This is a genomic window from Stutzerimonas sp. NM35 (genome assembly GCF_054604355.1).
The window spans coordinates 1,247,624-1,269,240 of the sequence record NZ_CM137728.1 but is presented as its reverse complement, the minus strand read 5'-3'; the positions used below and the strand labels follow the sequence as shown (position 1 = coordinate 1,269,240).

The 21,617-nt window shown below is 60.5% G+C and carries 20 protein-coding genes and 1 tRNA gene; 11 read left to right on the top strand and 10 right to left on the bottom strand.

The annotated features are described in order from the left end of the window. Window positions 1-78: 78 nt before the first annotated feature. Entirely contained in the window at window positions 79-372 is a 294-nt protein-coding gene (locus ACYCFC_RS06025; RefSeq protein WP_459653429.1) for an I78 family peptidase inhibitor, read from the top strand. A 3-nt stretch (window positions 373-375) separates the two neighbouring features. On the opposite strand, the gene ACYCFC_RS06020 is transcribed toward ACYCFC_RS06025, so the two are convergent. The 3 genes from ACYCFC_RS06020 to moaB all read right to left on the bottom strand — a co-directional run bounded on the left by ACYCFC_RS06020 (window position 376) and on the right by moaB (window position 3,338). Next, window positions 376-1,410 (bottom strand): acyltransferase family protein, encoded by a 1,035-nt coding sequence (locus ACYCFC_RS06020; protein WP_459653428.1) that lies wholly within the window; start codon window positions 1,408-1,410, stop codon window positions 376-378. A 177-nt stretch (window positions 1,411-1,587) separates the two neighbouring features. Then, window positions 1,588-2,802 (bottom strand): molybdopterin molybdotransferase MoeA, encoded by a 1,215-nt coding sequence (locus ACYCFC_RS06015; protein WP_459653427.1) that lies wholly within the window; start codon window positions 2,800-2,802, stop codon window positions 1,588-1,590. Further along, entirely contained in the window at window positions 2,799-3,338 is a 540-nt protein-coding gene (gene moaB / locus ACYCFC_RS06010) for a molybdenum cofactor biosynthesis protein B (RefSeq protein ID WP_181087068.1), read from the bottom strand. The genes ACYCFC_RS06015 and moaB overlap by 4 nt, the downstream gene beginning before the upstream one ends. Window positions 3,339-3,404: 66 nt before the next feature. On the opposite strand from moaB, the gene mobA reads away from it, so the two are divergent. The 3 genes from mobA to ACYCFC_RS05995 all read left to right on the top strand — a co-directional run bounded on the left by mobA (window position 3,405) and on the right by ACYCFC_RS05995 (window position 4,641). Further along, window positions 3,405-4,007, top strand: coding sequence for a molybdenum cofactor guanylyltransferase MobA (gene mobA, locus ACYCFC_RS06005; protein ID WP_459653426.1), 603 nt, complete (start codon window positions 3,405-3,407; stop codon window positions 4,005-4,007). A 50-nt stretch (window positions 4,008-4,057) separates the two neighbouring features. Beyond that, window positions 4,058-4,279, top strand: coding sequence for a YgdI/YgdR family lipoprotein (locus ACYCFC_RS06000; protein WP_181087066.1), 222 nt, complete (start codon window positions 4,058-4,060; stop codon window positions 4,277-4,279). A 285-nt stretch (window positions 4,280-4,564) separates the two neighbouring features. Then, window positions 4,565-4,641: transfer RNA gene (locus tag ACYCFC_RS05995), tRNA-Pro, on the top strand. Window positions 4,642-4,735: 94 nt separating this feature from the next. Here the strand turns inward: ACYCFC_RS05995 and ACYCFC_RS05990 are convergent. After that, window positions 4,736-4,975, bottom strand: a complete 240-nt coding sequence (locus tag ACYCFC_RS05990; protein ID WP_181087084.1) for a glutaredoxin family protein — start codon at window positions 4,973-4,975, stop codon at window positions 4,736-4,738. A 418-nt stretch (window positions 4,976-5,393) separates the two neighbouring features. Here ACYCFC_RS05990 and ACYCFC_RS05985 point away from each other — a divergent pair, with 418 nt between their 5' ends. The 6 genes from ACYCFC_RS05985 to ACYCFC_RS05960 all read left to right on the top strand — a co-directional run bounded on the left by ACYCFC_RS05985 (window position 5,394) and on the right by ACYCFC_RS05960 (window position 10,730). Further along, window positions 5,394-6,665, top strand: a complete 1,272-nt coding sequence (locus ACYCFC_RS05985) for an OprD family porin (RefSeq protein ID WP_459653425.1) — start codon at window positions 5,394-5,396, stop codon at window positions 6,663-6,665. Between the two features lie 327 nt (window positions 6,666-6,992). Next, complete coding sequence (locus ACYCFC_RS05980) at window positions 6,993-7,394, top strand: ElaB/YgaM/YqjD family protein (RefSeq protein ID WP_181087169.1); 402 nt, start codon at window positions 6,993-6,995, stop codon at window positions 7,392-7,394. A gap of 17 nt (window positions 7,395-7,411) precedes the next feature. After that, entirely contained in the window at window positions 7,412-7,792 is a 381-nt protein-coding gene (locus tag ACYCFC_RS05975) for a phage holin family protein (RefSeq protein WP_181087170.1), read from the top strand. Further along, window positions 7,789-8,091: a hypothetical protein gene (locus tag ACYCFC_RS05970; RefSeq protein ID WP_459653424.1), complete on the top strand. Its 303-nt coding sequence runs from the start codon at window positions 7,789-7,791 to the stop codon at window positions 8,089-8,091. The genes ACYCFC_RS05975 and ACYCFC_RS05970 overlap by 4 nt, the downstream gene beginning before the upstream one ends. Before the next feature lie 189 nt (window positions 8,092-8,280). Further along, window positions 8,281-9,612, top strand: a complete 1,332-nt coding sequence (locus tag ACYCFC_RS05965) for a deoxyguanosinetriphosphate triphosphohydrolase (RefSeq protein ID WP_181087172.1) — start codon at window positions 8,281-8,283, stop codon at window positions 9,610-9,612. 5 nt (window positions 9,613-9,617) lie between these two features. Beyond that, window positions 9,618-10,730, top strand: coding sequence for an FUSC family protein (locus ACYCFC_RS05960; RefSeq protein ID WP_459653423.1), 1,113 nt, complete (start codon window positions 9,618-9,620; stop codon window positions 10,728-10,730). On the opposite strand, the gene ACYCFC_RS05955 is transcribed toward ACYCFC_RS05960, so the two are convergent. Further along, window positions 10,720-11,064, bottom strand: coding sequence for a YggL 50S ribosome-binding family protein (locus ACYCFC_RS05955; protein WP_181087174.1), 345 nt, complete (start codon window positions 11,062-11,064; stop codon window positions 10,720-10,722). The genes ACYCFC_RS05960 and ACYCFC_RS05955 overlap by 11 nt on opposite strands. 257 nt (window positions 11,065-11,321) lie before the next feature. Here ACYCFC_RS05955 and dacB point away from each other — a divergent pair, with 257 nt between their 5' ends. After that, window positions 11,322-12,779, top strand: coding sequence for a D-alanyl-D-alanine carboxypeptidase/D-alanyl-D-alanine endopeptidase (dacB, locus tag ACYCFC_RS05950; RefSeq protein ID WP_459653960.1), 1,458 nt, complete (start codon window positions 11,322-11,324; stop codon window positions 12,777-12,779). Between the two features lie 358 nt (window positions 12,780-13,137). Here the strand turns inward: dacB and ACYCFC_RS05945 are convergent, their stop codons facing one another. The 5 genes from ACYCFC_RS05945 to fdnG form a co-directional block, all read right to left on the bottom strand. After that, the gene (locus ACYCFC_RS05945) at window positions 13,138-15,585 is read right to left on the bottom strand and encodes an acyl-CoA dehydrogenase (RefSeq protein WP_459653422.1); all 2,448 of its coding nucleotides are present in this window, start codon (window positions 15,583-15,585) and stop codon (window positions 13,138-13,140) included. Window positions 15,586-15,824: 239 nt separating this feature from the next. After that, on the bottom strand, window positions 15,825-16,763 hold the full coding sequence (gene fdhE / locus ACYCFC_RS05940; protein ID WP_459653421.1) for a formate dehydrogenase accessory protein FdhE: 939 nt from the start codon (window positions 16,761-16,763) through the stop codon (window positions 15,825-15,827). 11 nt (window positions 16,764-16,774) lie between these two features. Further along, window positions 16,775-17,464, bottom strand: coding sequence for a formate dehydrogenase subunit gamma (locus tag ACYCFC_RS05935; RefSeq protein WP_459653420.1), 690 nt, complete (start codon window positions 17,462-17,464; stop codon window positions 16,775-16,777). Beyond that, a complete protein-coding gene (fdxH, locus tag ACYCFC_RS05930; RefSeq protein WP_181086919.1) occupies window positions 17,461-18,396 on the bottom strand; it encodes a formate dehydrogenase subunit beta in 936 nt (311 codons plus the stop codon). Before fdxH ends, ACYCFC_RS05935 begins: the two co-directional genes overlap by 4 nt. Continuing rightward, entirely contained in the window at window positions 18,396-21,470 is a 3,075-nt protein-coding gene (gene fdnG / locus ACYCFC_RS05925; protein WP_459653959.1) for a formate dehydrogenase-N subunit alpha, read from the bottom strand. The genes fdxH and fdnG overlap by 1 nt, the downstream gene beginning before the upstream one ends. Between the last annotated feature and the right edge of the window lie 147 nt (window positions 21,471-21,617).

Below are 21,617 nucleotides of genomic sequence, written 5' to 3'. Positions count from 1 at the left end.
AGACGGTGTCGCTGTTGCACCAGTTCCCTTTCAGGATAATTTCAGTTCGTACAGCTCGATCACGCTCCAGGAGACAGCATGAAAACTCAAACGACCGCACTGCTATTGCTCGGCCTGACGCTGGCGGGCTGCCAGTCACTCTCCTCGCCACAGCCCCAACCCGCCACTGGCGACTGCAACGCCGCCGCGGTACGCGATCTGGTTGGCAAGCAGGCCAGCCCCGCACTGCTCGACCAGGCCCGTCGCGACAGCGGCGCCGAGGTGGCGCGCCTGCTCCGCCCTGACGATGTCGTCACGCTGGAATACAACGCCCGGCGCCTGACGCTGTCGACGGATGAAAAAGGCGTGATCCGCCACCTCAGCTGCGGCTAGCGGCTATTGAGTGAGCATTGCCCGCATGCGCAAGCGGGTCGCGGACACCGATCTGGGTGGCGTCAGCAGCATATACAGGTTGTAACGCTGGATGATCACCTGCGCCAGCAAGGGCGCAGCAAGCCCCACCAGCGTGCCGACCAGCAGGTGCACGGCAATGGAATCGATACCCAGGACAGCGCTCATGATCACCCGCACCCCGCTGCCCGCCAGGATATGCAGCAGATAAATCGTCATCGAAGAAGCGCCGACGAACAGCAGCCATTGGATACGAAACTGTCCCAGCCACATCGACAGCGTGACCATGAACAGGATCGAAATCGTCGCCAGCACGAGAACCGGCAAACCGCCGACATCCCAGGTCAGCCCAAGGGTGACATGAAACACATATTGCCCCAGCACGAACAGCGCACCGAATAGCAGCATCAACTGAGTATGGCGTGCCAGCAGGAATGCCTTGATCTCATTGACCCAGATGCCCAGCGCGAAAAACACGGCGTTGCCCAGAACGAACTGGACGGCACTGTTGGCCACCATCTCCTGCCTGAAGACATAAAGAGCGGAAAAGACCAGCAGTATCGGCAGAAAAAGACGGCGGCCAGCCTTGGCGTAAATGAACGAACACACCACGAACACCAGAAACAGCGCATAGAGAAACCAGAACTGCGCACGCGGCGACCAGACCAGTGAAAACACCACTTGCGAGAGAGTGACATCGCCGTTGGTGTAGTCCGACAGGATCACCTCGAACAGCCCCTGCAACAGCGACCAGAGCAGGAACGGGTAAACGATGGTGTCGATCTTGTTAACGATCAGCCCTGTCTTGCCCCGCTTCATCAGGGAATCGTAGAAGAACAGGCCCGAAAGAAAGAAGAACAGCGGCATATGGAAGCTGTAGATGATGCTGTCCACCAGCACGTATCGACCTTCATCCATCGGCAGGCCGGCATTGAAGACACCACGCGCGACATGCCCGTAGACCACCAGAATGATGCCAATACCCTTGGCGTAATCGACCCAGGTGTTTCTCTCCTGCATCCCGTTCCTCCTTCTCATCGGCCTTTGGTAGGGCAATAGCAGACGCACCAATCCCGACCAGTCACTGGCAGGATGAAAAGACGTAGACAATGGAAAGCACGATCCGTTTGTCAGCTGTTTGCTGGACGGAACCTCGGGCCGCTTGCCGGTCTGTCGCGCAGCCCGAGAACAGAAGTGTCAGCCGAACAGTTCAGCGAAGGAGATGAACCTCACCGGATCGCCTTCACGCAGCTGGCTGTGCTCGCGTATTTCAACCAGTCCGTCGGCCCAGGCCGCACTGCGCAGGATGGATGAACTCTGGTTGGGATAAAGTACCGCCCTGCCCGACTCCAGCCGCGCCCGCACATACTCGCGACGCTTGCCAGGCTTGTCCCAGACAAAGCCGGCGGGAACCGGAAAACTCAGAGGCTCTACCTGCGTGACACCCATGCGGCGCAGCAGATAAGGCCGCGCAAACAAGCCGAAGGTCACAAGCGTGGACGCCGGATTGCCGGGCAGACCAATTACCGCCACGCCGTGATAGGTGCCACAGGTCAGCGGCTTGCCCGGCTTGATGGCCAGCTTCCAGAACGCCAGCTCACCCTCCTCGCGCAGAACCTGCCCCAGATAATCGGCCTCACCCACCGAAACACCGCCGGTGGAGAGAATCAGATCGACCTGCCGCAGCGCGGCCAGGCATTGACGAACCTGCGCAGGGTCATCCGGCACGATACCGACATCGACCACCTCACAACCCAGGCGCTGCAGCCAGTGCCGCAACAGCACACGATTGCTGTTGTAGATCTGCCCGGGCGCCAGCGGCTGCCCCGGCTCAGCCAGCTCATCGCCAGTGGAAAGCAGCGCCACCGTGATCCTGCGCACCACCGTCAGCCGTGCGACGCCCAGCGATGCGGCAAGCCCCTGCTCGATCGGCCCCAGTTGGACGCCCGCTTCCAGCACGGTCTCACCAGTGCGAACCTCCCCCGCCTGTGGCCGCACATGCTGACCACACCTGACCGGTTCGACGAAGCGCACCCGACCATCTTCGAGCAGTTCGACGTTCTCCTGCATCTCGACGCTGTCCGCGCCTTCCGGCATGGGCGCACCGGTGAATATTCGCGCACAGCAGCCCGGCTGCAGCGGTAGCGGCTGACTGCCCGCGAAGATCTTCTGGCAGACCACTAGCGGCTGGCCATCCAGATCCGCCCGGCGCAGGGCGTAACCATCCATGGCGCTATTGGGCCACGGCGGCAGATCCAGCTGCGCAACCAGCGGCTCGGCCAGCACACGTCCATCCGCCTCGCCCAGCGCAATTGTCTCGACATCCTGAATCGCTGCGCCATGCGCCATCTTCAACAGAGCTTCGCGCGCCTCCTCCACCGACATCAGCGCCGACGGCGCAGCCAGCGTCATGAGCGACTCTCGCAGGGCGCGGCCTGCTTGAGGTGCGCCACGAAATTGCAGGGACGATGTCGCGCATCGAGCTGCTCGGCAAGAATGCCATCCCAGGCGGTTCGGCAGGCATTGGTCGACCCCGGCATGCAGCAGACCAGCGTCGCATTGGCCAACCCGGCCAAGGCACGTGACTGCACGGTGGAGCTGCCGATATCCGCAACCGAAATCTGCCGGAACAGCTCGCCAAAACCATCGACCTGCTTGTCCAGCAGGCAAGCAACCGCTTCCGGCGTACTGTCACGCGCGGTAAAGCCGGTGCCGCCGGTGATCAACACGACCTGCACCCTGTCTTCGGCGATCCAGTGGGCAACCTGCGCACGAATCCGATAGATGTCGTCCTTCAGCAACACCCGCTCGGCAAGCCGGTGCCCAGCCTCAAGCAACCTGTCGACAAGCAGCTGGCCTGAGGTATCGGTATCCAGCGAACGCGTATCGCTGACCGTCAGAACGGCAATATTGAGAGGGACAAAAGATTGATTGGCGAGGTGACTCATGAACGACTTCCGGTTGTTGGCCTACGATGCCGGGTGTTATATCACAGGCTTTTGCCGGAGCCTCCGATGCCACAACACCTGCTTGCCGATTGTTCGATACTGCTGCTCGCAGGTGGCCGTGGGCAACGGATGGGCGGGCATGACAAGGGCCTGGTCGTATGGCACGGCAAACCGCTGGTGGCCTGGCCGCAGCGAATCGCGCGCCCGCTGACGGATGACCTGCTCATCTCGTGCAACCGTAATCCAGAATATTACGCCCCCTTCGCCGATCGACTGATCTCTGACGATGAGGCGGACTTCCCCGGCCCACTTGCCGGCATTCGCGCGGGCCTCGCGGCGGCACGTCATCAGTGGCTACTGGTATTGCCATGCGATGCACCACTGATCGACGAAGCACTGCTTCTGCAATTGCACAACGCTGCGCAGGAGGCGCCTGACACGCCCGTCATGCTGCGCCGCGGTGAACAGTGGGAACCTCTTTTCTGCATCATTCCGCTTCGCCTGGCCGCTGCAATCGAAGCCGCATGGCAAGCTGGCGAACGAAGCAACCGGCGCATACTCCTGAAACTGGGCGCGCGCAGCCTCGACCTGCCCGAAGACGACCCTCGCCTTGCCAACCTGAACTCTCCGGAACTGCTCGCCGGACAAAACCCACCCATGGGAACTTGACGCGCCCCGAAAACGTCACAGACACAACCCATCCATTGAGGAGAATCACCATGCGTTCAGGAATCGCTCCCACCCTGACATTGCTGCTCGGACTGTTCCTGCTTGCCGGCTGTTCGAGCCCCAGCGTCATTACGCTCAACGATGGTCGCGAAATCCAGACACTGGACCGACCGGACTTCGACGATGAATCCGGCTTCTATGAATACGAAGGTCTGGACGGTAAACCCGGCAAGGTCAACAAGGACCAGGTTCGTACCGTCAAGGAACTCTGACCGTCAGAGTACGCCTTCGGCCAATTCGACCTACAAAGCTTGTAGGTCGGGTTACGCTTCACCAACCCGACGGGCGGACGATCAAACAGCACAAAGATCAGCGCCGTGCCTGTCATGAGCCTGGGGTTGGCTGTAAATCTGCCCACAGGATTACACCTTCATCCAATCCAGCCTACGCAGGCCGGACAGCACAAAATGTGCATCGGCTTTTTCGCCGGAACATTCAAAAAACGGGCGCTAAGCGCTTGTGAAACAAAAGTATTTCTGTAAAATGCGCGCCAGCTTCGGAGCGTAGCGCAGCTTGGTAGCGCGTCTCGTTCGGGACGAGAAGGTCGCTGGTTCGAATCCAGTCGCTCCGACCATTTCCCGATATCGAAACACTTCTCGTGTGTCTGATATCAAAAAACCGGCCTTGCAGCCGGTTTTTTTGTTTTTGTCTGGCGTTTCTGACGAGCTTCAATCACGCAGAAACCAGACCACCTGCTCGGTTTCAAACGGCCAGTCCAGCTCCGCGCCCGTATCGACCCTTCTCAGTACCGGGATGCGCAGGCCGTAATCGTCAACCCATTCGGCCCTGTCTGCCACATCCAGCAACTCCACCAACAAACCATGCTCGACCAACGGCATCACTACCGCTTCGGCCTGCTCGCACAGGTGACAGCCCAGGGTTCCAAACAGCTGGCATTCAGGAAGCATTGACGAAGACTCGTTGGGGTGATTAACGAAGTCAATTCTAGCAGGCCATCCGTAGTGGTATTGGCCGCCAGGCAATATCCTCCTTTCGAAGTAGACCCCAAAAAGCGTGACGCCGAACTCACTCAAACGAGAGTTTGACTTCTGCATTCGACTCGTCGCCAGCAAAACGGTAGGATTCGGCAGCCCTCCCAGCACTGCAACTGGCGGGTTGGCAAGGTTGGCCCGCCCAACTCGGTAGCGTAGTGATACTCGAATCCATAGCCTTCAATACGCAACAGCGATACCGAGCGAGCCACTCCAGCCTTGACGTACAAGTCCTAAAGACTAAGGTCTAAAGGCTGAAACAATAACGAAATGTTTTATTGCATGTCGCCGTAAGAGCGACCTTCAGAGCATCATCCAACGAGGAGAACAAGAAATGCTCAAGACCCCAATCGCCCGGGGCGTGGCCCTGGCCACTCTGGGAGCAACACTGGCCATTCCTTCCATGGCTCAGGCTGCTTTTATTGAAGATACAAAGGCTAGCCTGGAGCTGCGTAACTTCTATTTCAACCGTGATTTCCGTGAAGGCACTGGCAATGCCAAGGCAGAAGAGTGGGCTCAGGGTTTCCTGCTCAACATCGAATCAGGTTATACCGAAGGCACCGTAGGCTTCGGTGTCGATGCTCTCGGTCTGCTGGGTGTAAAGCTTGATTCGGGCGGCGGTCGTACCGGTACTGGCCTGTTGCCTCTCGGGGACTCGGGAAAAGCAGGCGACGACTACTCTGAACTAGGCCTGACAGCCAAGGCTAAACTCTCTGAAACCGTTCTGAAGATCGGCACGCTTCGCCCCAAGAACATGGCTGTATCTGCCAGTGATTCCCGCCTGCTGCCTCAAACCTTTCAAGGCGGACAGATTACCTCGAAGGAAATTGCAGGTCTGACTCTCGATGCGGGTTACTTGAACCGCATGAACGATCGTAACGCCAGTGGAAACAGAGGGATGTACTGGGGCGGCAAAGGCGCTGCAGTCGGCGAGACTCCTGTTGTCGCCGGTAACGCTGACGACTTCATCTTCGCAGGTGGCAGCTACAAGGTTAACGATGACCTTACTGCTTCGTACTACTACAGCAACCTGGAGGAAGTCTATAAGCAGCATTCGACCAACCTGGTGCATGTACTGCCGCTGGGTGACAAGCAAGCACTGAAGACTGATCTGCGCTACGCTCGCTCCAGCGAAGACGGCAGTTCAAACGTTGATAACAAGGCACTTGGCGCCATGGTCACCTACTCGGTAAGTGGTCATAGCTTCGGTCTCGGCTACCAGAAAATGAGTGGTGATACCGGCTTCGCCTATCTCGGCGGCGGCGCGGATCCGTTCCTGGTCAACTATGTGCAGATCAATGATTTTGCACTTGCAGACATGAAGTCCTGGCAGGCTCGCTATGATTTCAACTTTGCATCCATCGGCATCCCTGGCCTGACCTTCATGACCCGTTACCTCACAGGCGACAATGTGGAGCGTGGCGCAGGTCAGTCCGAAGGCAAGCTGTGGGAACGTGATACCGATATCGGCTACACCTTCCAGGAAGGCGCACTTAAGAACCTCAACGTCAAATGGCGTAACGCAACTTCCCGTGGCAATATCGCAAGCGGAAACAACCTTGACGAAAACCGTCTGATCGTCAGCTACACCATTCCGCTGATGTAATAGCGGCCTACCGCATTTCAATGCAGTAGATAGGAAACCCGCTTCGGCGGGTTTCTCTTTTTCGGAAGTTTGTTGGGTTATGCCTTCGACTATTTCAACCTATACCTCGGATCTGTGTATTTGCAGGTGACACCCTGGAAGACACTCCCTCCATTCACCACGCCCCGCCGAAGCCAGTTCCAAACCACTTACTCACCGCCTGCCGCTTATCGCCTGCAACTTATCTGCCGCGTCATTCAAACCGAAGCGGGAACCTTGCGCCGTTGTCATGCTCGAAACCTGAGGCAACGGGACTTTTCGTCCCACAAGACTCAAGAGGAGCTGCAGATGTCTACCGAATCCACTTTTGGCACCAGCGATAACACCCCAATTCCCGACGCATCCACTTCAAGCCCTTCGTCGCTGATCGATAAATCTGCCCACCGCCGCAATCTTCAGGCCGCCCAGAACGCGCTGATCGAAGAATTCCATACGCTTATCGCCGACACCGAGCGCCTGCTCAAGCACACTCAGGAAACTGCCGGCAGCCAGACCGAAGAGCTGCGCGAGAAAATCACCGCCAATATGAATCGTGCTCGGGAAATGCTGAAAGAGCAGGAAGGCACGTTGCGTGATCAGAGCGAGGCCGCCATTCAGTGCACCGAGGAATATGTTCAAACGCACCCTTGGCAAAGCATTGGTATCGCTGCAGGCGCCGGCTTTCTTCTCGGCATGATCATGCGCCGCTGATAGAGGAAAGCAGGCCAATGGAAGCGAAACATTCCGATGAAGCGCCCGCACCGTCCCTGAAAAAAATGGGCGGTGCGCTTGTCGGCCTTCTTCAAGGGCATCTGGAACTGCTGGGAATAGAGCTTCAGGAAGAACGTAGCCGTGTATTCAGGTTGTTCCTCCTGGCCAGCATAAGCCTGATCCTGGGTCTGCTGGTTCTGGTAGGACTATCAGCGGCCATTGTCATCGCCTTCTGGGAAACCAACCCCATCGCGGCCATTCTGATTCTTTGTGGGGTTTATGCGATTGTCCTTGCGATATGCATCAGCAGGGCCATTCGCCTCGCCAAGGCGTGCGCTTCGCCCTTCCAGGCAACAGTCGAGGAACTGGCCCGCAATCAGGAGCGTTTACTACCATGAGCACTCCATTGAGCACATCCAGCGATCTGGCCATGCGCAAGGATCTGATTCGACTGCGTATGGAGATGAATCGTCAGCAGATCCTCTATCACTCACAGCCTCTGGCCCATCCGGTACAGCGCATAAAGGGCATGATTATCAACCGTGGCACAGCTTCCGGGCGCCACACCGATAAAAGCCCATTGATGCTGGCCGCGACCGTCGTCCTCGCGATATTCGGGCCACGCCTGGGTAAAGTGGGCAAGCTCGCCCGGCTGGGCATCACGCTCTATCCGCTGGTTCGCAAACTGCGGCAGTAGTCAGGCTGCCTGATCCGCGACGAAATGGCTGAACCGTAGGGCCGAACGTGTTCGGCCGCTGCCGGCAAATTCATGGCCGCATGAATTCGGCCCTACGGGTGCTGGTCAGATCTGTAATCCCCACATGGAATGCGCCACACTGGCGCTGTCGGCATGCCAGGAACCTGGCGGCAACAAGGAGATAGCCCTTTGGACTGGCACACATTGCTCAATCGTGAACGACTCGGAAAATCTGTTCACAGCACCGAAGAACTCGGACGAAGTCCGTTTCACAAGGATCACGACAGGATCATTTTTTCCGGGGCCTTCCGCCGGCTCGGGCGCAAGACGCAGGTGCACCCCGTATCCAGCAACGATCATATCCATACGCGCCTGACCCATTCGCTGGAAGTCAGCTGCGTCGGTCGCTCGCTGGGTATGCGCGTGGGCGAAGTATTGCGTGAAAACCTGCCCGAATGGTGCAGCCCGGCCGACCTCGGCATGATCGTGCAATCGGCCTGCCTTGCCCATGACATCGGCAACCCACCGTTCGGTCACTCAGGCGAGGATGCCATCCGTCACTGGTTTCAGCAGGCCGCCGGACGCGGCTGGCTGGACGGCATGAGCGATGCCCAGCGTACCGACTTCCTCAACTTCGAGGGCAACGCGCAGGGTTTCCGAGTGCTCACGCAGCTTGAATATCATCAGTTCGACGGCGGTACGCGGCTGACCTACGCAACCCTCGGCACCTACCTCAAGTACCCATGGACCTCGCGTCACGCCGAGGCGCTCGGCTACAAGAAGCACAAGTTCGGCTGTTACCAGAGCGAGCTGCCGCTGCTGGAACAGATCGCCTCGAAACTGGGCCTGCCGCAACTGGAAGAGCAACGCTGGGCACGCCATCCGCTGGTGTACCTGATGGAGGCCGCGGACGACATCTGCTATGGCCTGATCGACCTTGAAGACGGCCTGGAGATGGAGCTGCTCGACTACGCCGAGGTGGAAGCGCTGCTGCTGGGGCTGGTCGGCGATGACCTGCCGGAAACCTACCGCCTGCTCGGTCCCAATGATTCGCGCAGGCGCAAGTTGGCGATCCTCAGGGGCAAGGCCATCGAGCACCTTACCAATGCCGCCGCGAGCGCATTCGTCGAACAACAGGATGCGCTGCTGGCCGGTACCCTCGTCGGTGATCTGGTCGAGCATATGCATGGCCCGGCCAAAAAGTGCGTGGTGCAGGCCAAGGCAATGGCCCGCGAAAAGATCTTCCAGGACAAGCGCAAGACGCTGCACGAGATCGGAGCCTACACCACGCTCGAAATCCTCCTTAACGCCTTCTGTGGCGCAGCGCTGGAACAGCACGGTGGACGCACGCCTTCGTTCAAGAATCGTCGCATACTCGACCTGCTGGGCAGCAATGCCCCGGACCCCGACTGGCCGCTTTATCGCTCCTTCCTGCGCATGATCGACTTCATCGCCGGCATGACTGATAGCTACGCCACCGAAATGGCTGGGGAGATGACCGGACGTTCAAGCCCGACGTGAGCAGCATGAAGAAACCACTGTGGCGCAGAAACGGCTGGAGGCCGGGACCTCCCGCTTGGGGAGCGGCAGCGATTACCGGCCTGGGCTGTGCCCTGCCGCTTCTGCTCGGGCTGTTCAGCGGGCATCCGGGCTTTCTCTGGGCAACCCTGGGCGCCTTCCAGGCCGCCAGGGCCAACCCGCTGCACCGACTCGGCATGCTGCGCATGCTGACGCAGATTGCACTCGGCGCCTGTAGCGCCGGTCTTGGTTTCTGGGCGGCGTCCTATCCCCTGATAAGCATGGGCCTCTTTGCCTTCTATGGGTTGCTGCTGGCCTGGCTGCAACGCTACGGCAACGAAGCCGGCAAACTGGGGATCGGCCTTGCCATCTGTCTGTGTCTTGGTCAGGGTCAGTACGGCATGGGTGATTTCAACAACCCACAGGCAATTGCCATGCTGTTCGTCCTGGGCGGACTCTGGGTCATGCTACTGGCTTTCGGATTGCGCGGACTGCACGGGCTGCGGATGTGGCCTTATATGCCGCGCCTGTTCAGTGTGATCAGGGTATTGCGAAGTCGGGCACGGCGCATATCTGCCCGACGGTGGCGCCTGCAAGCCCTGACGCATCTACTGGCAGCTGCACTGGGTGGCCTGATCGTGGTGCTCGCCGACCTTCCACGCGGCTACTGGCTGACGCTGGCGATACTCACGGTTCTGCAGATGGATGTACAACGCAGCCTCGTGCGTGCGCTGCAGGCAGGCCTGGGGATCTTGTGCGCGGCAGCCATATTGATCTACATGGGTCACAGCCTGGTGGACCCGCCGCTGATGGTGATGATCCTGTTGCCGCTGCTGATGCTCAGCCGTGCCTTTCAGGCGCATCACTACAGGCTTTTCGTTCTACAGACGACGCTGAGTTTCATCCTGCTGACCGAAACCCTCGCCCAGGACTGGGACTTGCCTCAGGTACGCCTGATCAATGCCGTGACTGGCATCGGCGTAGCACTGGCGGTCACCTTGCTGATGTATCTGCTGCGCCGGTTGATCGCCCGGATTGCATTGCGCAGAGCCGGACAATCAACCGAAACCGTATCTGATCACGGCAGGAGCCGGGACCGGGACAACTCGATCACGCCTTGACGTTGATCTCGTTTTCCGGATACCAGACGTCCATCAACGGGCTTACGCCAAATTCGCTCAGCTCGCTACGACCCTTGAGCCATGCCTCGACCTGGCCACGCTGCTCTTCGCTTACCGAACCACGCTTGGCCAGGCAAACGAAGCCATAGTCCTCGCCACCGATATAACCCAGGCCATTGGCTTCCATGGCTTCAACCAGGAAGGCTTCCAGGAATTCGTCCACGGCGTTGCCATCGAGGCCCTCGACGTAGGACAGCGTGACTTCGAAGCCCAGTTCCTGGAACTCGTCGACACAGAGTTTTTTGCGCAAGCGACGCGAGCGATTGGTAGCCATTGAATCGGTCCTTTCTTGACGGGATAACGGCGCGCACTCTAACAGCTACGCCGCACTTGTGCGATTACGAACCCTCGCCGACAGGCTGCCTGTCTGGAAAAGTCATACATTGCGGCAAATCTCTTTGCAGAACCTCGAACCAGCCGGCTACGCTTGGCAACATGTGGAGTACATCACTTGGGTGCGAGCATAGTGTCTCGTTATTTCTTCCCTGAAAGTTGTAGGGAATCTTCATGTCATTTATTTCCTTCGTTCGCATGAGCAGGCTCATACGTCCTTTCGCCATTGCCGCGCTGGCCATGCCGCTGGCTTTTCAGGCAGTGGCCGAAACGGCCAATCAACGTTTGCCCGCCAGCGTCGCGCAGGCACTCAAGGCCAACAAGATAGAAAGCAGTGCCCTGTCCGTCGTTCTGCTGCCCCTCAACGGTAGCGCGTCGCCGACCTTCGTCAACGCCGACGTTTCGATCAACCCCGCTTCGACCATGAAGCTGGTCACCACCTATGCGGCGCTGGAGCTGCTGGGGCCCAATCACCAATGGAAAACCGAGTTCCATGCCGATGGCCCCATCGAAAACGGCACCCTCAACGGCAACCTGTATCTAAAGGGCGGTGGCGACCCCAAGCTGAACATGGAAAAGCTCTGGCTGCTGTTGCGCGACCTGCGCGCCAACGGCGTACAGACGGTGAGCGGAGATCTGGTGCTCGACCGCAGCCATTTCGTGCAGCCTGACCTGCCAGTCTTCGATGACGACGGCAACGACAAGAACAAACCCTTTCTGGTCGGCCCCGATTCCCTGCTGGTCAACCTCAAGGCACTTCGCTTCATTGCCCGCAACGATGACGGGAAAGTGAACGTTCTGGTCGAGCCGCCCATCGCCACGGTGCGCATCGACAATCGTATCGAAGCCCTGCCCAAGGCCAAGTGCCCCGGCTGGCCGGACATTCGCTACAACCCCATCGAGGAAGGCGACGGCGTGCGCGTGGTGGTCACCGGCAAGCTGCCGGCGGGTTGCAGCGGGCAGACCTACCTGTCGCTGCTGGATCATCAACGCTATGCCGCCGGTGCCGTGCGCGCCATCTGGCAGGAATTGGGCGGCAGCATCCTGGGAGAGGACCGGGTCGCCACAGTGCCCGACAGCGCACGGATGATCGCCCGCGCCTGGTCGCCGGATGTGGTGGAAATCATTCGCGACATCAACAAATACAGCAACAACACCATGGCCCGGCAGCTGTTCCTGAGCCTGGGCGCGGAGTTTCGCAACGAAGCGGACCCCGACGATTCCATGGCTGCACAACGGGTCATCCGTCAGTGGCTGGCGAAAAAGGGGCTGATCTCGCCGCATCTGGTGATGGAAAACGGATCGGGCCTGTCGCGCGCCGAGCGCGTCAGCGCCCGCGAGCTGGCCAGCCTGCTGCAGGCTGCCTGGCAAAGCCCGTTCGCCGCCGAGTTCATCTCCTCGATGCCGGTGGCCGCGCTGGACGGCACCATGCGCAAGCGTCTGCATAACACCGGCGTCGCCGGCAAGGCGCACATCAAGACCGGCACCCTGAACACTGTGCGAGCCATCGCCGGTTACAGCCGCGACAATGACGGCAACACCTGGGCAGTCGTCGCCATCCTCAACCACCCGCGCCCATGGGGCGCATCGTCGGTGCTGGATCAGGTGCTGGTCAGCCTCTACAACCAGCGTAGCCAGAGCACCGCGCAGCGTTGAACTCTGCGGGGCAGGTCACGCCTTACCGACCCGACAGACGGGGCCGAGGTTATTCGCTGAGTTATGCGCCGCATCGTCGGATTACGCCTTCGGCTAATCCGGCCTACAAATGGCTGGGCTTCGTAGGTCGGGTCATGCTTCACCGACCCGACGGGCGAGGCCGAGGTTATTCGCTGGATTACGCTCCGCATCGTCGGATTACGCCTTCGGCTAATCCGGCCTACAAATGGCTGGGCTTCGTAGGTCGGGTCACGCTTTATCGACCCGACGGGCGGCGTCGAGATTATTCGCTGGATTACGCTCCGCATCGTCGGATTACGCCTTCGGCTAATCCGACCTACGAATCAAGACAGGCGGGCTAGCGCACCCGTCCGGCCTGCGGTTCCAGTTCTTCCTTGGCGAAGTCGTCCACGTCGATGACCTTGCGCCTGGCTGTTTCAGCGCTGCGCAGCAGTTCAACTTCCTCGTGGGAGAGTATGCCGGCTGCCAGCGCGGCGAGTATCGGGGATTCGTTGGCAGCGGGGCTGAGTTCGCCACGCTTGATGGCCTGCTGCAGTTTCCTGGCCAGCGGCTGGGTTTTGGCAAGGATGTCGAAGGCATGCCTGAGCGCGCCGAGTGGCTCGCTCGTATCCTTCGGTCGGTATACGCCATCGAGAATCTGCTCAAGCGCCGGGTCCCCTTCCGCGCGACCGAGAATGGCGGCGATTTCGGCATCCAGCTCGTCGGACGGCCCCGCGTGGCGTGTACCAAAGGGAAACACCAGGACCTGCAATACACAACCGAGAATCCGGTTGGGGAAATTGGCAAGGGTATCTGCCAACGCCTGCTCGGCTTTGCACAGGCAATCTTCCAGCGCCCAGCGCAGCAAGGGCGCCTGCTCTGCCGGATGTCCCAGGTCCTGATAACGCCTGAGCGCGGCGGAGGCCAGATAAAGATGGCTGAGCACATCACCCAGGCGCGCCGACAGCCGTTCGCGACGCTTGAGTTCGCCACCGAGCAGCATCATGGAAAGATCTGCCAGCATGGCGAAGGCCGCGGCAATACGATTCAGTGCGCGGAAATAAGGGCGCATCAGGTCGCTGCCTGGCGCCTTGCCTAGCCGGCCAAAAGTCAGCCCGAGTACAAGGGTGCTAGCGGTATTGCCGACCGCAAAGCCGACATGCTGCATAAGCAGCCTGTCGAACTTCACTACGGCTGCGTCGCGATCCGGCTCCTGCACCAGTTCCATTTCACGCAGCACGAACGGATGGCAGCGGATCGCGCCCTGGCCGAAGATCATCAGGTTGCGTGAAAGGATGTTGGCGCCTTCGACTGTGATGGAGATCGGCGCGGACAGCCACAGGCGTCCCAGGTAGTTGTTCGGCCCCAGGATGATGCCCTTGCCGCCGTGAATATCCATCGCGTCGGTGATGCACTGGCGGCCACGTTCGGTCAGGTGGTATTTGAGAATGGCCGAGAGTACCGAGGGTTTCTCGCCCAGGTCCACGGCGCTGGCGGTGAGGATGCGCGCGCTGTCCATCAGCCAGGCGTTGCCGCCGATGCGGGCCAGCGGTTCTTGGATACCCTCGAAGGCTGCCAGCGGCACGTTGAACTGCTCGCGAATCTGCGCGTAGCGACCACTGACGTAGCTGCAGGTCTTGGCGGCGCTGACGCCGGTGGCTGGCAGTGAGATGGAGCGGCCAACCGACAGGCAGTTCATCAGCATCATCCAGCCCTTGCCGATCATCTCGCGCCCGCCAATGATGGCCTCCAGCGGCACGAAGACATCCTTGCCCCAGTTCGGCCCGTTCATGAAAGCAGCGCCCAGCGGCAGGTGCCGACGACCGATCTCGACACCGGCAATATCGGTAGGAATCAGCGCCAGGCTGATCCCCAGGCTTTCCTCATCGCCCAGCAGGTGCTCAGGGTCGTAGGTCTTGAAGGCCACGCCGAGCAAGGTCGCGACCGGTCCCAGGGTGATGTAGCGCTTTTCCCAGTTCAGGCGCAGGCCGAGCACTTCTTCGCCCTGCCACATGCCCTTGCAGATCACCCCGCTATCGTTCATCGCGCCCGCATCGGAGCCGGCATAGGGACCGGTCAGGGCGAAGCAGGGAATGTCCGTGCCGTTGGCCAGTCGCGGCAGGTAATGGTTGCGCTGCTCCTCGGTGCCGTAGTGCATCAGCAGCTCAGCTGGACCGAGCGAGTTGGGCACCATCACGGTGCTGGCCAAGTCGCCGCTGCGGGTGGCCAGCTTCATCACGATCTGCGAGTGGGCGTAGGCCGAAAAGCCCTTGCCGCCGTATTCCTGGGGAATGATCAGCGCGAAGAAGCCTTCGGTCTTGATGTAGTCCCAGGCCTGGGGCGGCAGATCCAGCCGCTGGCCGATATCCCAGTCGCTGACCATGGCACAGAGCGTTTCGGTGGGACCATCGAGGAATGCCTGCTCTTGCTCGGTGAGCCTGGCTTTGGGATAGCCCAGCAGGGTGTCCCAGTTCGGTCGGCCACTGAACAGCTCACCATCCCACCAGACGCTGCCGGCCTCGATGGCATCGCGCTCGGTGTCGGAAATCGGCGGCAGCACCTTCTTGAACCAGTCGAACATCGGCCCGCTGATGTACTTGATGCGCAGGTCGGCGACCAACAGCGGCACGGCCACGGCGATGAGTACCAGCCAGAGCACGATCATCAGCCAGACCGGCGGCTCGCCGGCAATACCCATCAGCAGCAGATACGCCGCGACGATTACCAGCGCCGACACGGGCGAAACCCTCAGATGGGCGATCACGGCGATGCCGAGCAGGAGAACGAGCAGCCAGAGCAAAGTCATATGATTTTCCTTGTTGAACGAATGGCTTCTTCCTTGAGCATAGGCGCTCTGGCAAGGTGTGCGGAATCGTCGGATTACGCTCTCAAGCCGTCGGATTACGCCTTCGGCTAATCCGACCTACAAGTGGCTGGGCTTGTACTTTACCGACCTGCCGGGGGGCCAAGGTTACGCCCCGCTGAAGCCCGACGTTTTGCACGTCGGGTTACACCTTCGGCTGACACGACCTACGAGCGCTTGCGTCAGCCTCCAACGATCAGCAACGGGTTGTAGCCGCTGCGCTCGTATTCGCCCTGCTCGGCCAGCAGTAGATCGAGCGCCAGGCTCGCCAGGTCGTCGGCAACCGGGTCGGCTCGTCCATGCAGTTCGCGCTGGGCCACCTTCAGGTAACTGTGGCACTCCCTGCAGGCTTCGGCCTGCACGGGCAGGAAGGGTTTGCCCTTGTCGTCATCGAGGCTGAGGTAGAGCAGCTTGGCGCTGTCGCATTCGCTGCACTTGACCCGCTCCAGATGCCACTCGGTGGCGCACAGGCTGCAGTGCAGATAGCGCACACCACTGCGCTGCTTCTCGCTGTGGATCACGCTGGCCACTGGCAGGGAGCCGCAGCAGGGGCAAAGCGCACGCGCCTGTTCGTCCGGTCTGTCTGGCGGTCTGGGCAGCGACAGGGCCAGACGCAGCCAGGCAACCTGCAGCGCGGCTGCTACCAAGGGCATCAGCCCGCGTGTTGCCTCGCTGCCGGGACGTACCTCCAGCACGTCTTCGGCCAGGGCGGCACGCTGCTCGTCCGGCATCTCGCGCAGGGCTTTGAGCAAGGGGCGCTGGCGCTCGCCCACATGCAGATCGAGCGCATCGAGAATCGCCAGCAGATCGGCCTGCCAATCGATATCGCGACGCAGCGCACGATGCCCCAGCGGCGGCATACCGTGCAACAGCGCGGCATCGAAGGCATCCGGCGCCGGTCGCCAGGCCGGCTCGCGTTCGTTCAATACCTGATGCTGTGCCTGAGCCAGGCGGGCCATGAACGCCAGAAACTCGTCCAGCGCCGGCACCTGCTCGACCAGTTCGCGCAGGCGCAGGGCACGTTTACTGAACAGTTTTGCCTCCGCCAGGATGACCTCGGGCGCCTGCATGATGCCCGAGGGTGCGCTTCCGTAGATGTGGCTCACTGCATCCCCTTTCATCGATGATCCTGTCATGGCCGGTCCTTCTGCGTTTCGCTGGTTGGCGAAGCGCTTTGCGCATCGGTCTTGCGGTCACGCATGATGTCCTCGTACCAGAGCGGGTGATGATGCCTGGCCCAGGCGTGGCTGACCCGGCCCTGGGTCATGGCACGGATGGAGCCCTTGACCCAGATGGCCGAGTAGATGTGGATCACCAGGGTGATGATGGCGATGAACGCCGCGTAGGCATGGATGGTCACAGCCCAGCGCAACGCCCATACCGGCATGCCATCGGCGATCCACGGGCGCCAGAGTACGAGGCCGGTGATCAACAGGATCGGCACCGTGGCGAGGAAGATCCAGTACACCAGCTTCTGCCCGGCGTTGTTCTTGCCCACCGCCGGCAGGCGCTCGTCACGGTTGCTGAGCACATCGCCAATCTGCCTGGCCCACTGCACATCGTGCCGGCGAAACAGGTTGTCGCGGAAGAAGCGCACCGCCTGAATGACGAACAGCAGCGACATGAATACACCGATATAGGGGTGCATGATTCGCGTTGGCTCGGGGCCGCCGAACAGTGCCGTGAGCCCGAAGAACGCCGGGTAGAAGAACGCCAGTCCGCTCAGGGTCAGCAGGACGAAGCAGATGGCGACGATCCAGTGGTTGACCCGCGTCCATCTGCCATAGCGGAGGATGCCGTGGCGAACATTGGAATGACTCATGGCCGGTCCTCCTCGCGACGGTCGAACTCACGGTCTGCTGTCGCCTTCTCGATATCCGGGTCGTCCTCCGGCTCCTCCTTGGGCCCCTGGGTGACGTAGTGGAAGAAGCCAGCCAGCACCGAGATGCCGAGCGCCACCGACATGATCGGCTTGGTAATGCCCTTCCACAGCTCGACCGTCGGCGCGATATGCGGATCGCGCGGCAGGCCACTGTAGATTTCCGGTTTGTCGGCGTGCTGCAGCACGTACACCACATGGGTGCCACCCACGCCCGGCGGGTCGTAGATACCGGCATTCTCGTAGCCGCGTCCGTTCAGGTGGGCCACCCGCATGGCACCGTAGTCGAGCATGTCTTCCTTGGTGCCGAACATGATCGCCGAGGTCGGACAACTCTTCACACAGGCCGGCTCAAGGCCGTTGAATACCCGGTCGGAGCACAGCGTACATTTGTAGGCCTTGTTGTCCTTCTTCGAGATGCGCGGGATATCGAACGGACAGCCGGCAACGCAATAGCCACAACCGATGCAGTGCTCGGAGTTGAAATCGACGATGCCGTTGGCGTACTGCACGATGGCGCCAGGGCTCGGGCAGGCCTTGAGGCAGCCGGGCTCCGCGCAGTGCATGCAGTTGTCCTTGCGGATCAGCCATTCGAGGTTGCCCTGTTCGTTCTCGTACTCGGAAAAACGCATGACCTCGAAGGATTCGGCGGTCAGGTCCTGCGGGTTGTTGTAGGTACCATCGCAGGACCCCACCTCATCCCGCAGGTCGTTCCATTCCGAACAGGCCACCTGGCAGGCCTTGCAGCCAATGCAGACCGAGACGTCGATCAGCTTGGTCACCTTGTCCACGCCGCCCTGCCGCACCTGGGGTGAAGGCACCGTACTCGCCGAACGGGCGATGATGTTTTGCAGATTGATCTGGTCACCACGCATCAGGCGGTCCCTCCGATCTTCTCCACATTCACCAGAAACGACTTGAATTCCGGTGTCTGTGTATTCCCGTCACCCACGAAGGGCGTCAGGGTATTGGTGAGGTGCGCCTTCTTCGCCACACCCTTGAAGCCCCAGTGGATCGGAATACCGATCTGGTGAACCGTGCGACCGTCGATCTGCAGCGGAATCAAGCGCTTGGTCACCACCGCAACCGCGGTGATATAGCCACGCTTGGAGGTCACCCTGACCCGCTCGCCCGCACTGATTCCCAGCTCTGCGGCCAGCACTTCACCGATCTCGATGAACTTTTCCGGCTGCGCAATGGCATTGAGCCGTGCGTGCGTCGTCCAGTAATGGAAGTGCTCGGTCAGCCGGTAGGTCGTCGCCGCGTAAGGGAAGTCCTTGTTGGAGCCGAACGAGTCGCGATCCTGCTCGAACACCCGAACGATGGGATTGTTGAAGGCCTGAGGGTTGTTCGGGCTCATGGGGTTGCGATCAATGGGCGACTCCATCGGCTCGTAGTGCTCTGGGAACGGCCCCTCGTTCAGCCATTCGGCTGCGAAGAAATGCCCGCCGCCACTCTGGGTGATGATGAACGGCCCCACGCCCGCGGACGGCGGCGAGGTCAGCGGGAAGTCCGGCACGTCGGCCCCCGTCCAGCGCTCGCCATCCCACCAGATGAACGCCTTGTTCGGCGCCCAGGGCGTGCCGTCGGGCCGCGCCGAAGCTCGGTTGTAGAGCACTCGGCGATTCATTGGCCAGGCCCAAGCCCAACCGATGGTATTGCCGGTGTCGTAGGGGTCCGAGTTGTCGCGCCGGGCCATCATGTTGCCTTCCTCGGTCCAGGCACCCGAATAGATCCAGCAACCACAGGCCGTGCTGCCATCGTCGCGCAGTTCGCTGAAGTCCTTGAGCAGCTCGCCCTTGCGGCGAACGACCCGACCAGTGTCATCGGTCAGATCCACCAGCGCTCTGCCGTTGTACTCCTTGGCCAGCTCCTCCGCCGTAGGGTAGCTGGGCACCTTGTAGTTCCAGCTCATGTTGAGGATCGGATCGGGGAAGGCGCCCCCCTCCTCCTGATACATCTTCTTGAGTCGCAGCATCACCTCGCCAAGGATTTCCGTATCGGTCATCGACTCGCCCGGCCCAGGCACTGAGCGTTCGTGCCATTGCAACCAGCGCGAGCTGTTGGTGATGGAGCCGTCATCCTCGGCAAAACAGGTGGTGGGCAGGCGGAACACCTCGGTGCCTATCTGCGAAGGATCGACGTCGTGGTATTCGCCGAAGTTCCTCCAGAACTCGCCGGTTTCCACCTTCAAGGGGTCCATGATCACCATGAACTTCAGCTTCGACAGCCCCGCGACCACTTTCGCCTTGTTGGGGAAGGCGGCAAGGATGTTGAAGCCCTGGCAGAAGGCGCCGGTCATCTTGCCCTGGGTCATGTCGTTGATGGCGTAGAGAATGTCGTAGGTGGGTACGGAAAGCTTCGGCAGCCAGTCGTAGCACCAGTCGTTTTCCGCCGTGGCGACATCGCCGTACCAGTCCTTCATCAGGCTGACGAAGAAGCGCTCGTAGAACTTCCAGTAGGACACCTCGCCTTCGACCAGCGGCTGCTTGATGCGCGTGCGCATATAGTCGGCATAGGTCTGCAGGTTGGCCGAGGGCAGGTTCAGGTAGCCCGGCAGCAGGTTGGAGAGCAAGCCGATGTCGGTCAGCCCCTGGATGTTGGAGTGCCCGCGCAACGCATTCACGCCACCGCCCGGCATGCCCATGTTGCCCAGCAGCAACTGCACCATGGCGCCGCAGCGGATGATCTGCGAGCCGATGGAATGCTGGGTCCAGCCCAAGGCATAGAGGATGGTCAGGGTCTTGTCGGGCGCCGACGTCTGGGCGATCAGCTCCCAGAGCTGGACGACCGTATCTCCCGGCATGCCGCAGATGTTCTCGACCTGATCCACCGTGTAACGGCTGTAGTGCTGGCGCAGCAGCTGGAACACGCAACGCGGATGCTGCAGGCTCGGATCGCGTCGGGCGAAGCCGCGCTCATCCATGTCGAAGTTCCAGGTCTGGCGGTCATAGGTCTTGCTGGCCGGGTCATAGCCGGTGAACAGACCTTCCTCGAAGCCGAAGCCTTCGGCCACGATCAGGCTGGCATCGGTGTACTCGCGCACGTATTCGTGGGCGTAGCGGTCATTTTCGATGAGGTAGTTGATCAGCCCGCCGAGGAAGACGATATCCGTGCCGGTGCGCAGCCAGGCGTGATAATCGGCCACCGCCGTGGTGCGGTTGAAACGCGGGTCGATGGAAATCAGGATCGCATCATTGCGTTCCTTGGCGCGCATGACCCAGCGAAAGCCAACCGGATGCGCCTCAGCCGAATTGCCGCCCATGGACAGGATGACATTCGCATTGGCGATGTCCGCCCAGTGATTCGTCATGGCACCGCGACCAAATGTTGGGGCAAGACCTGCCACCGTTGGTCCGTGTCAAACGCGCGCCTGGTTGTCCAGCTGGAGAATGCCCAGTGCCCGGGTGATCTTCTGCGTCAGATAAGCCGTTTCGTTGGTGCAGGCCGAGGCCGCCACCATCGAGGTGGTGAGCCAGCGATTGACCAGCCGGCCCTGCTCGTCATGGGTCTCGAAGTTCCTGTCGCGATCATCCTTCATGTGCCGGGTGATGCGCGTGAACGCCTCGTCCCAGCTGATGCGCTTCCATTCATTGGTGAACGGCTCGCGCACTTCGGGGAACTTGACCCGCGATTCACTCTTGATGAAGTCCAGCACACCGGCTCCACGCGGGCACAACGAGCCGCGGCTGACCGGGTGATCGGGGTCGCCTTCGATGTGGAAGAGCTCATCGACGACATTGATCGACTGGTCACCGCGTGAATAGAACAACATGCCGCAGCCTACCGAGCAGTAGGTGCAGATGTTGCGCGTCATGCGCGCGGCGCTGAGTTTGAAGTGGCGGACGGAAGCGACGGCTTCATCCGGGGCGAAACCCATCATGGCCATGCTCGACGCACCGACACCGGCGGCACCGAACTTGAGGAACTGGCGACGGGATACTCTCACGGTCATGGGTATCTCCTTGTAGTTATTGTTGGCAAGCCAACTGATCCAGTGGACTGCCTCGCTCGCTCGGGGTTCCGCTTCTGCACTTCTGGCGCCCCTGGCAAGTCGCCAGAGGGGCGACTCACCTGTCGATATTGAGCATAGATC

Coding starts and splice junctions, on each gene's coding strand:
- ACYCFC_RS05975 (WP_181087170.1), top strand. CDS start 7,412: ATGGAAGCGAAACATTCCGATGAAGCGCCCGCACCGTCCCTGAAAAAA.
- ACYCFC_RS05945 (WP_459653422.1), bottom strand. CDS start 15,585: ATGACTTTGCTCTGGCTGCTCGTTCTCCTGCTCGGCATCGCCGTGATC.
- mobA (WP_459653426.1), top strand. CDS start 3,405: ATGCCACAACACCTGCTTGCCGATTGTTCGATACTGCTGCTCGCAGGT.
- moaB (WP_181087068.1), bottom strand. CDS start 3,338: ATGAGTCACCTCGCCAATCAATCTTTTGTCCCTCTCAATATTGCCGTT.
- ACYCFC_RS05985 (WP_459653425.1), top strand. CDS start 5,394: ATGCTCAAGACCCCAATCGCCCGGGGCGTGGCCCTGGCCACTCTGGGA.
- dacB (WP_459653960.1), top strand. CDS start 11,322: ATGAGCAGGCTCATACGTCCTTTCGCCATTGCCGCGCTGGCCATGCCG.
- ACYCFC_RS05990 (WP_181087084.1), bottom strand. CDS start 4,975: ATGCTTCCTGAATGCCAGCTGTTTGGAACCCTGGGCTGTCACCTGTGC.
- ACYCFC_RS05960 (WP_459653423.1), top strand. CDS start 9,618: ATGAAGAAACCACTGTGGCGCAGAAACGGCTGGAGGCCGGGACCTCCC.
- fdhE (WP_459653421.1), bottom strand. CDS start 16,763: ATGAAAGGGGATGCAGTGAGCCACATCTACGGAAGCGCACCCTCGGGC.
- ACYCFC_RS06025 (WP_459653429.1), top strand. CDS start 79: ATGAAAACTCAAACGACCGCACTGCTATTGCTCGGCCTGACGCTGGCG.
- ACYCFC_RS06000 (WP_181087066.1), top strand. CDS start 4,058: ATGCGTTCAGGAATCGCTCCCACCCTGACATTGCTGCTCGGACTGTTC.
- fdxH (WP_181086919.1), bottom strand. CDS start 18,396: ATGCGTGGTGACCAGATCAATCTGCAAAACATCATCGCCCGTTCGGCG.
- ACYCFC_RS06020 (WP_459653428.1), bottom strand. CDS start 1,410: ATGCAGGAGAGAAACACCTGGGTCGATTACGCCAAGGGTATTGGCATC.
- ACYCFC_RS05955 (WP_181087174.1), bottom strand. CDS start 11,064: ATGGCTACCAATCGCTCGCGTCGCTTGCGCAAAAAACTCTGTGTCGAC.
- ACYCFC_RS06015 (WP_459653427.1), bottom strand. CDS start 2,802: ATGACGCTGGCTGCGCCGTCGGCGCTGATGTCGGTGGAGGAGGCGCGC.
- ACYCFC_RS05935 (WP_459653420.1), bottom strand. CDS start 17,464: ATGAGTCATTCCAATGTTCGCCACGGCATCCTCCGCTATGGCAGATGG.
- ACYCFC_RS05970 (WP_459653424.1), top strand. CDS start 7,789: ATGAGCACTCCATTGAGCACATCCAGCGATCTGGCCATGCGCAAGGAT.
- ACYCFC_RS05980 (WP_181087169.1), top strand. CDS start 6,993: ATGTCTACCGAATCCACTTTTGGCACCAGCGATAACACCCCAATTCCC.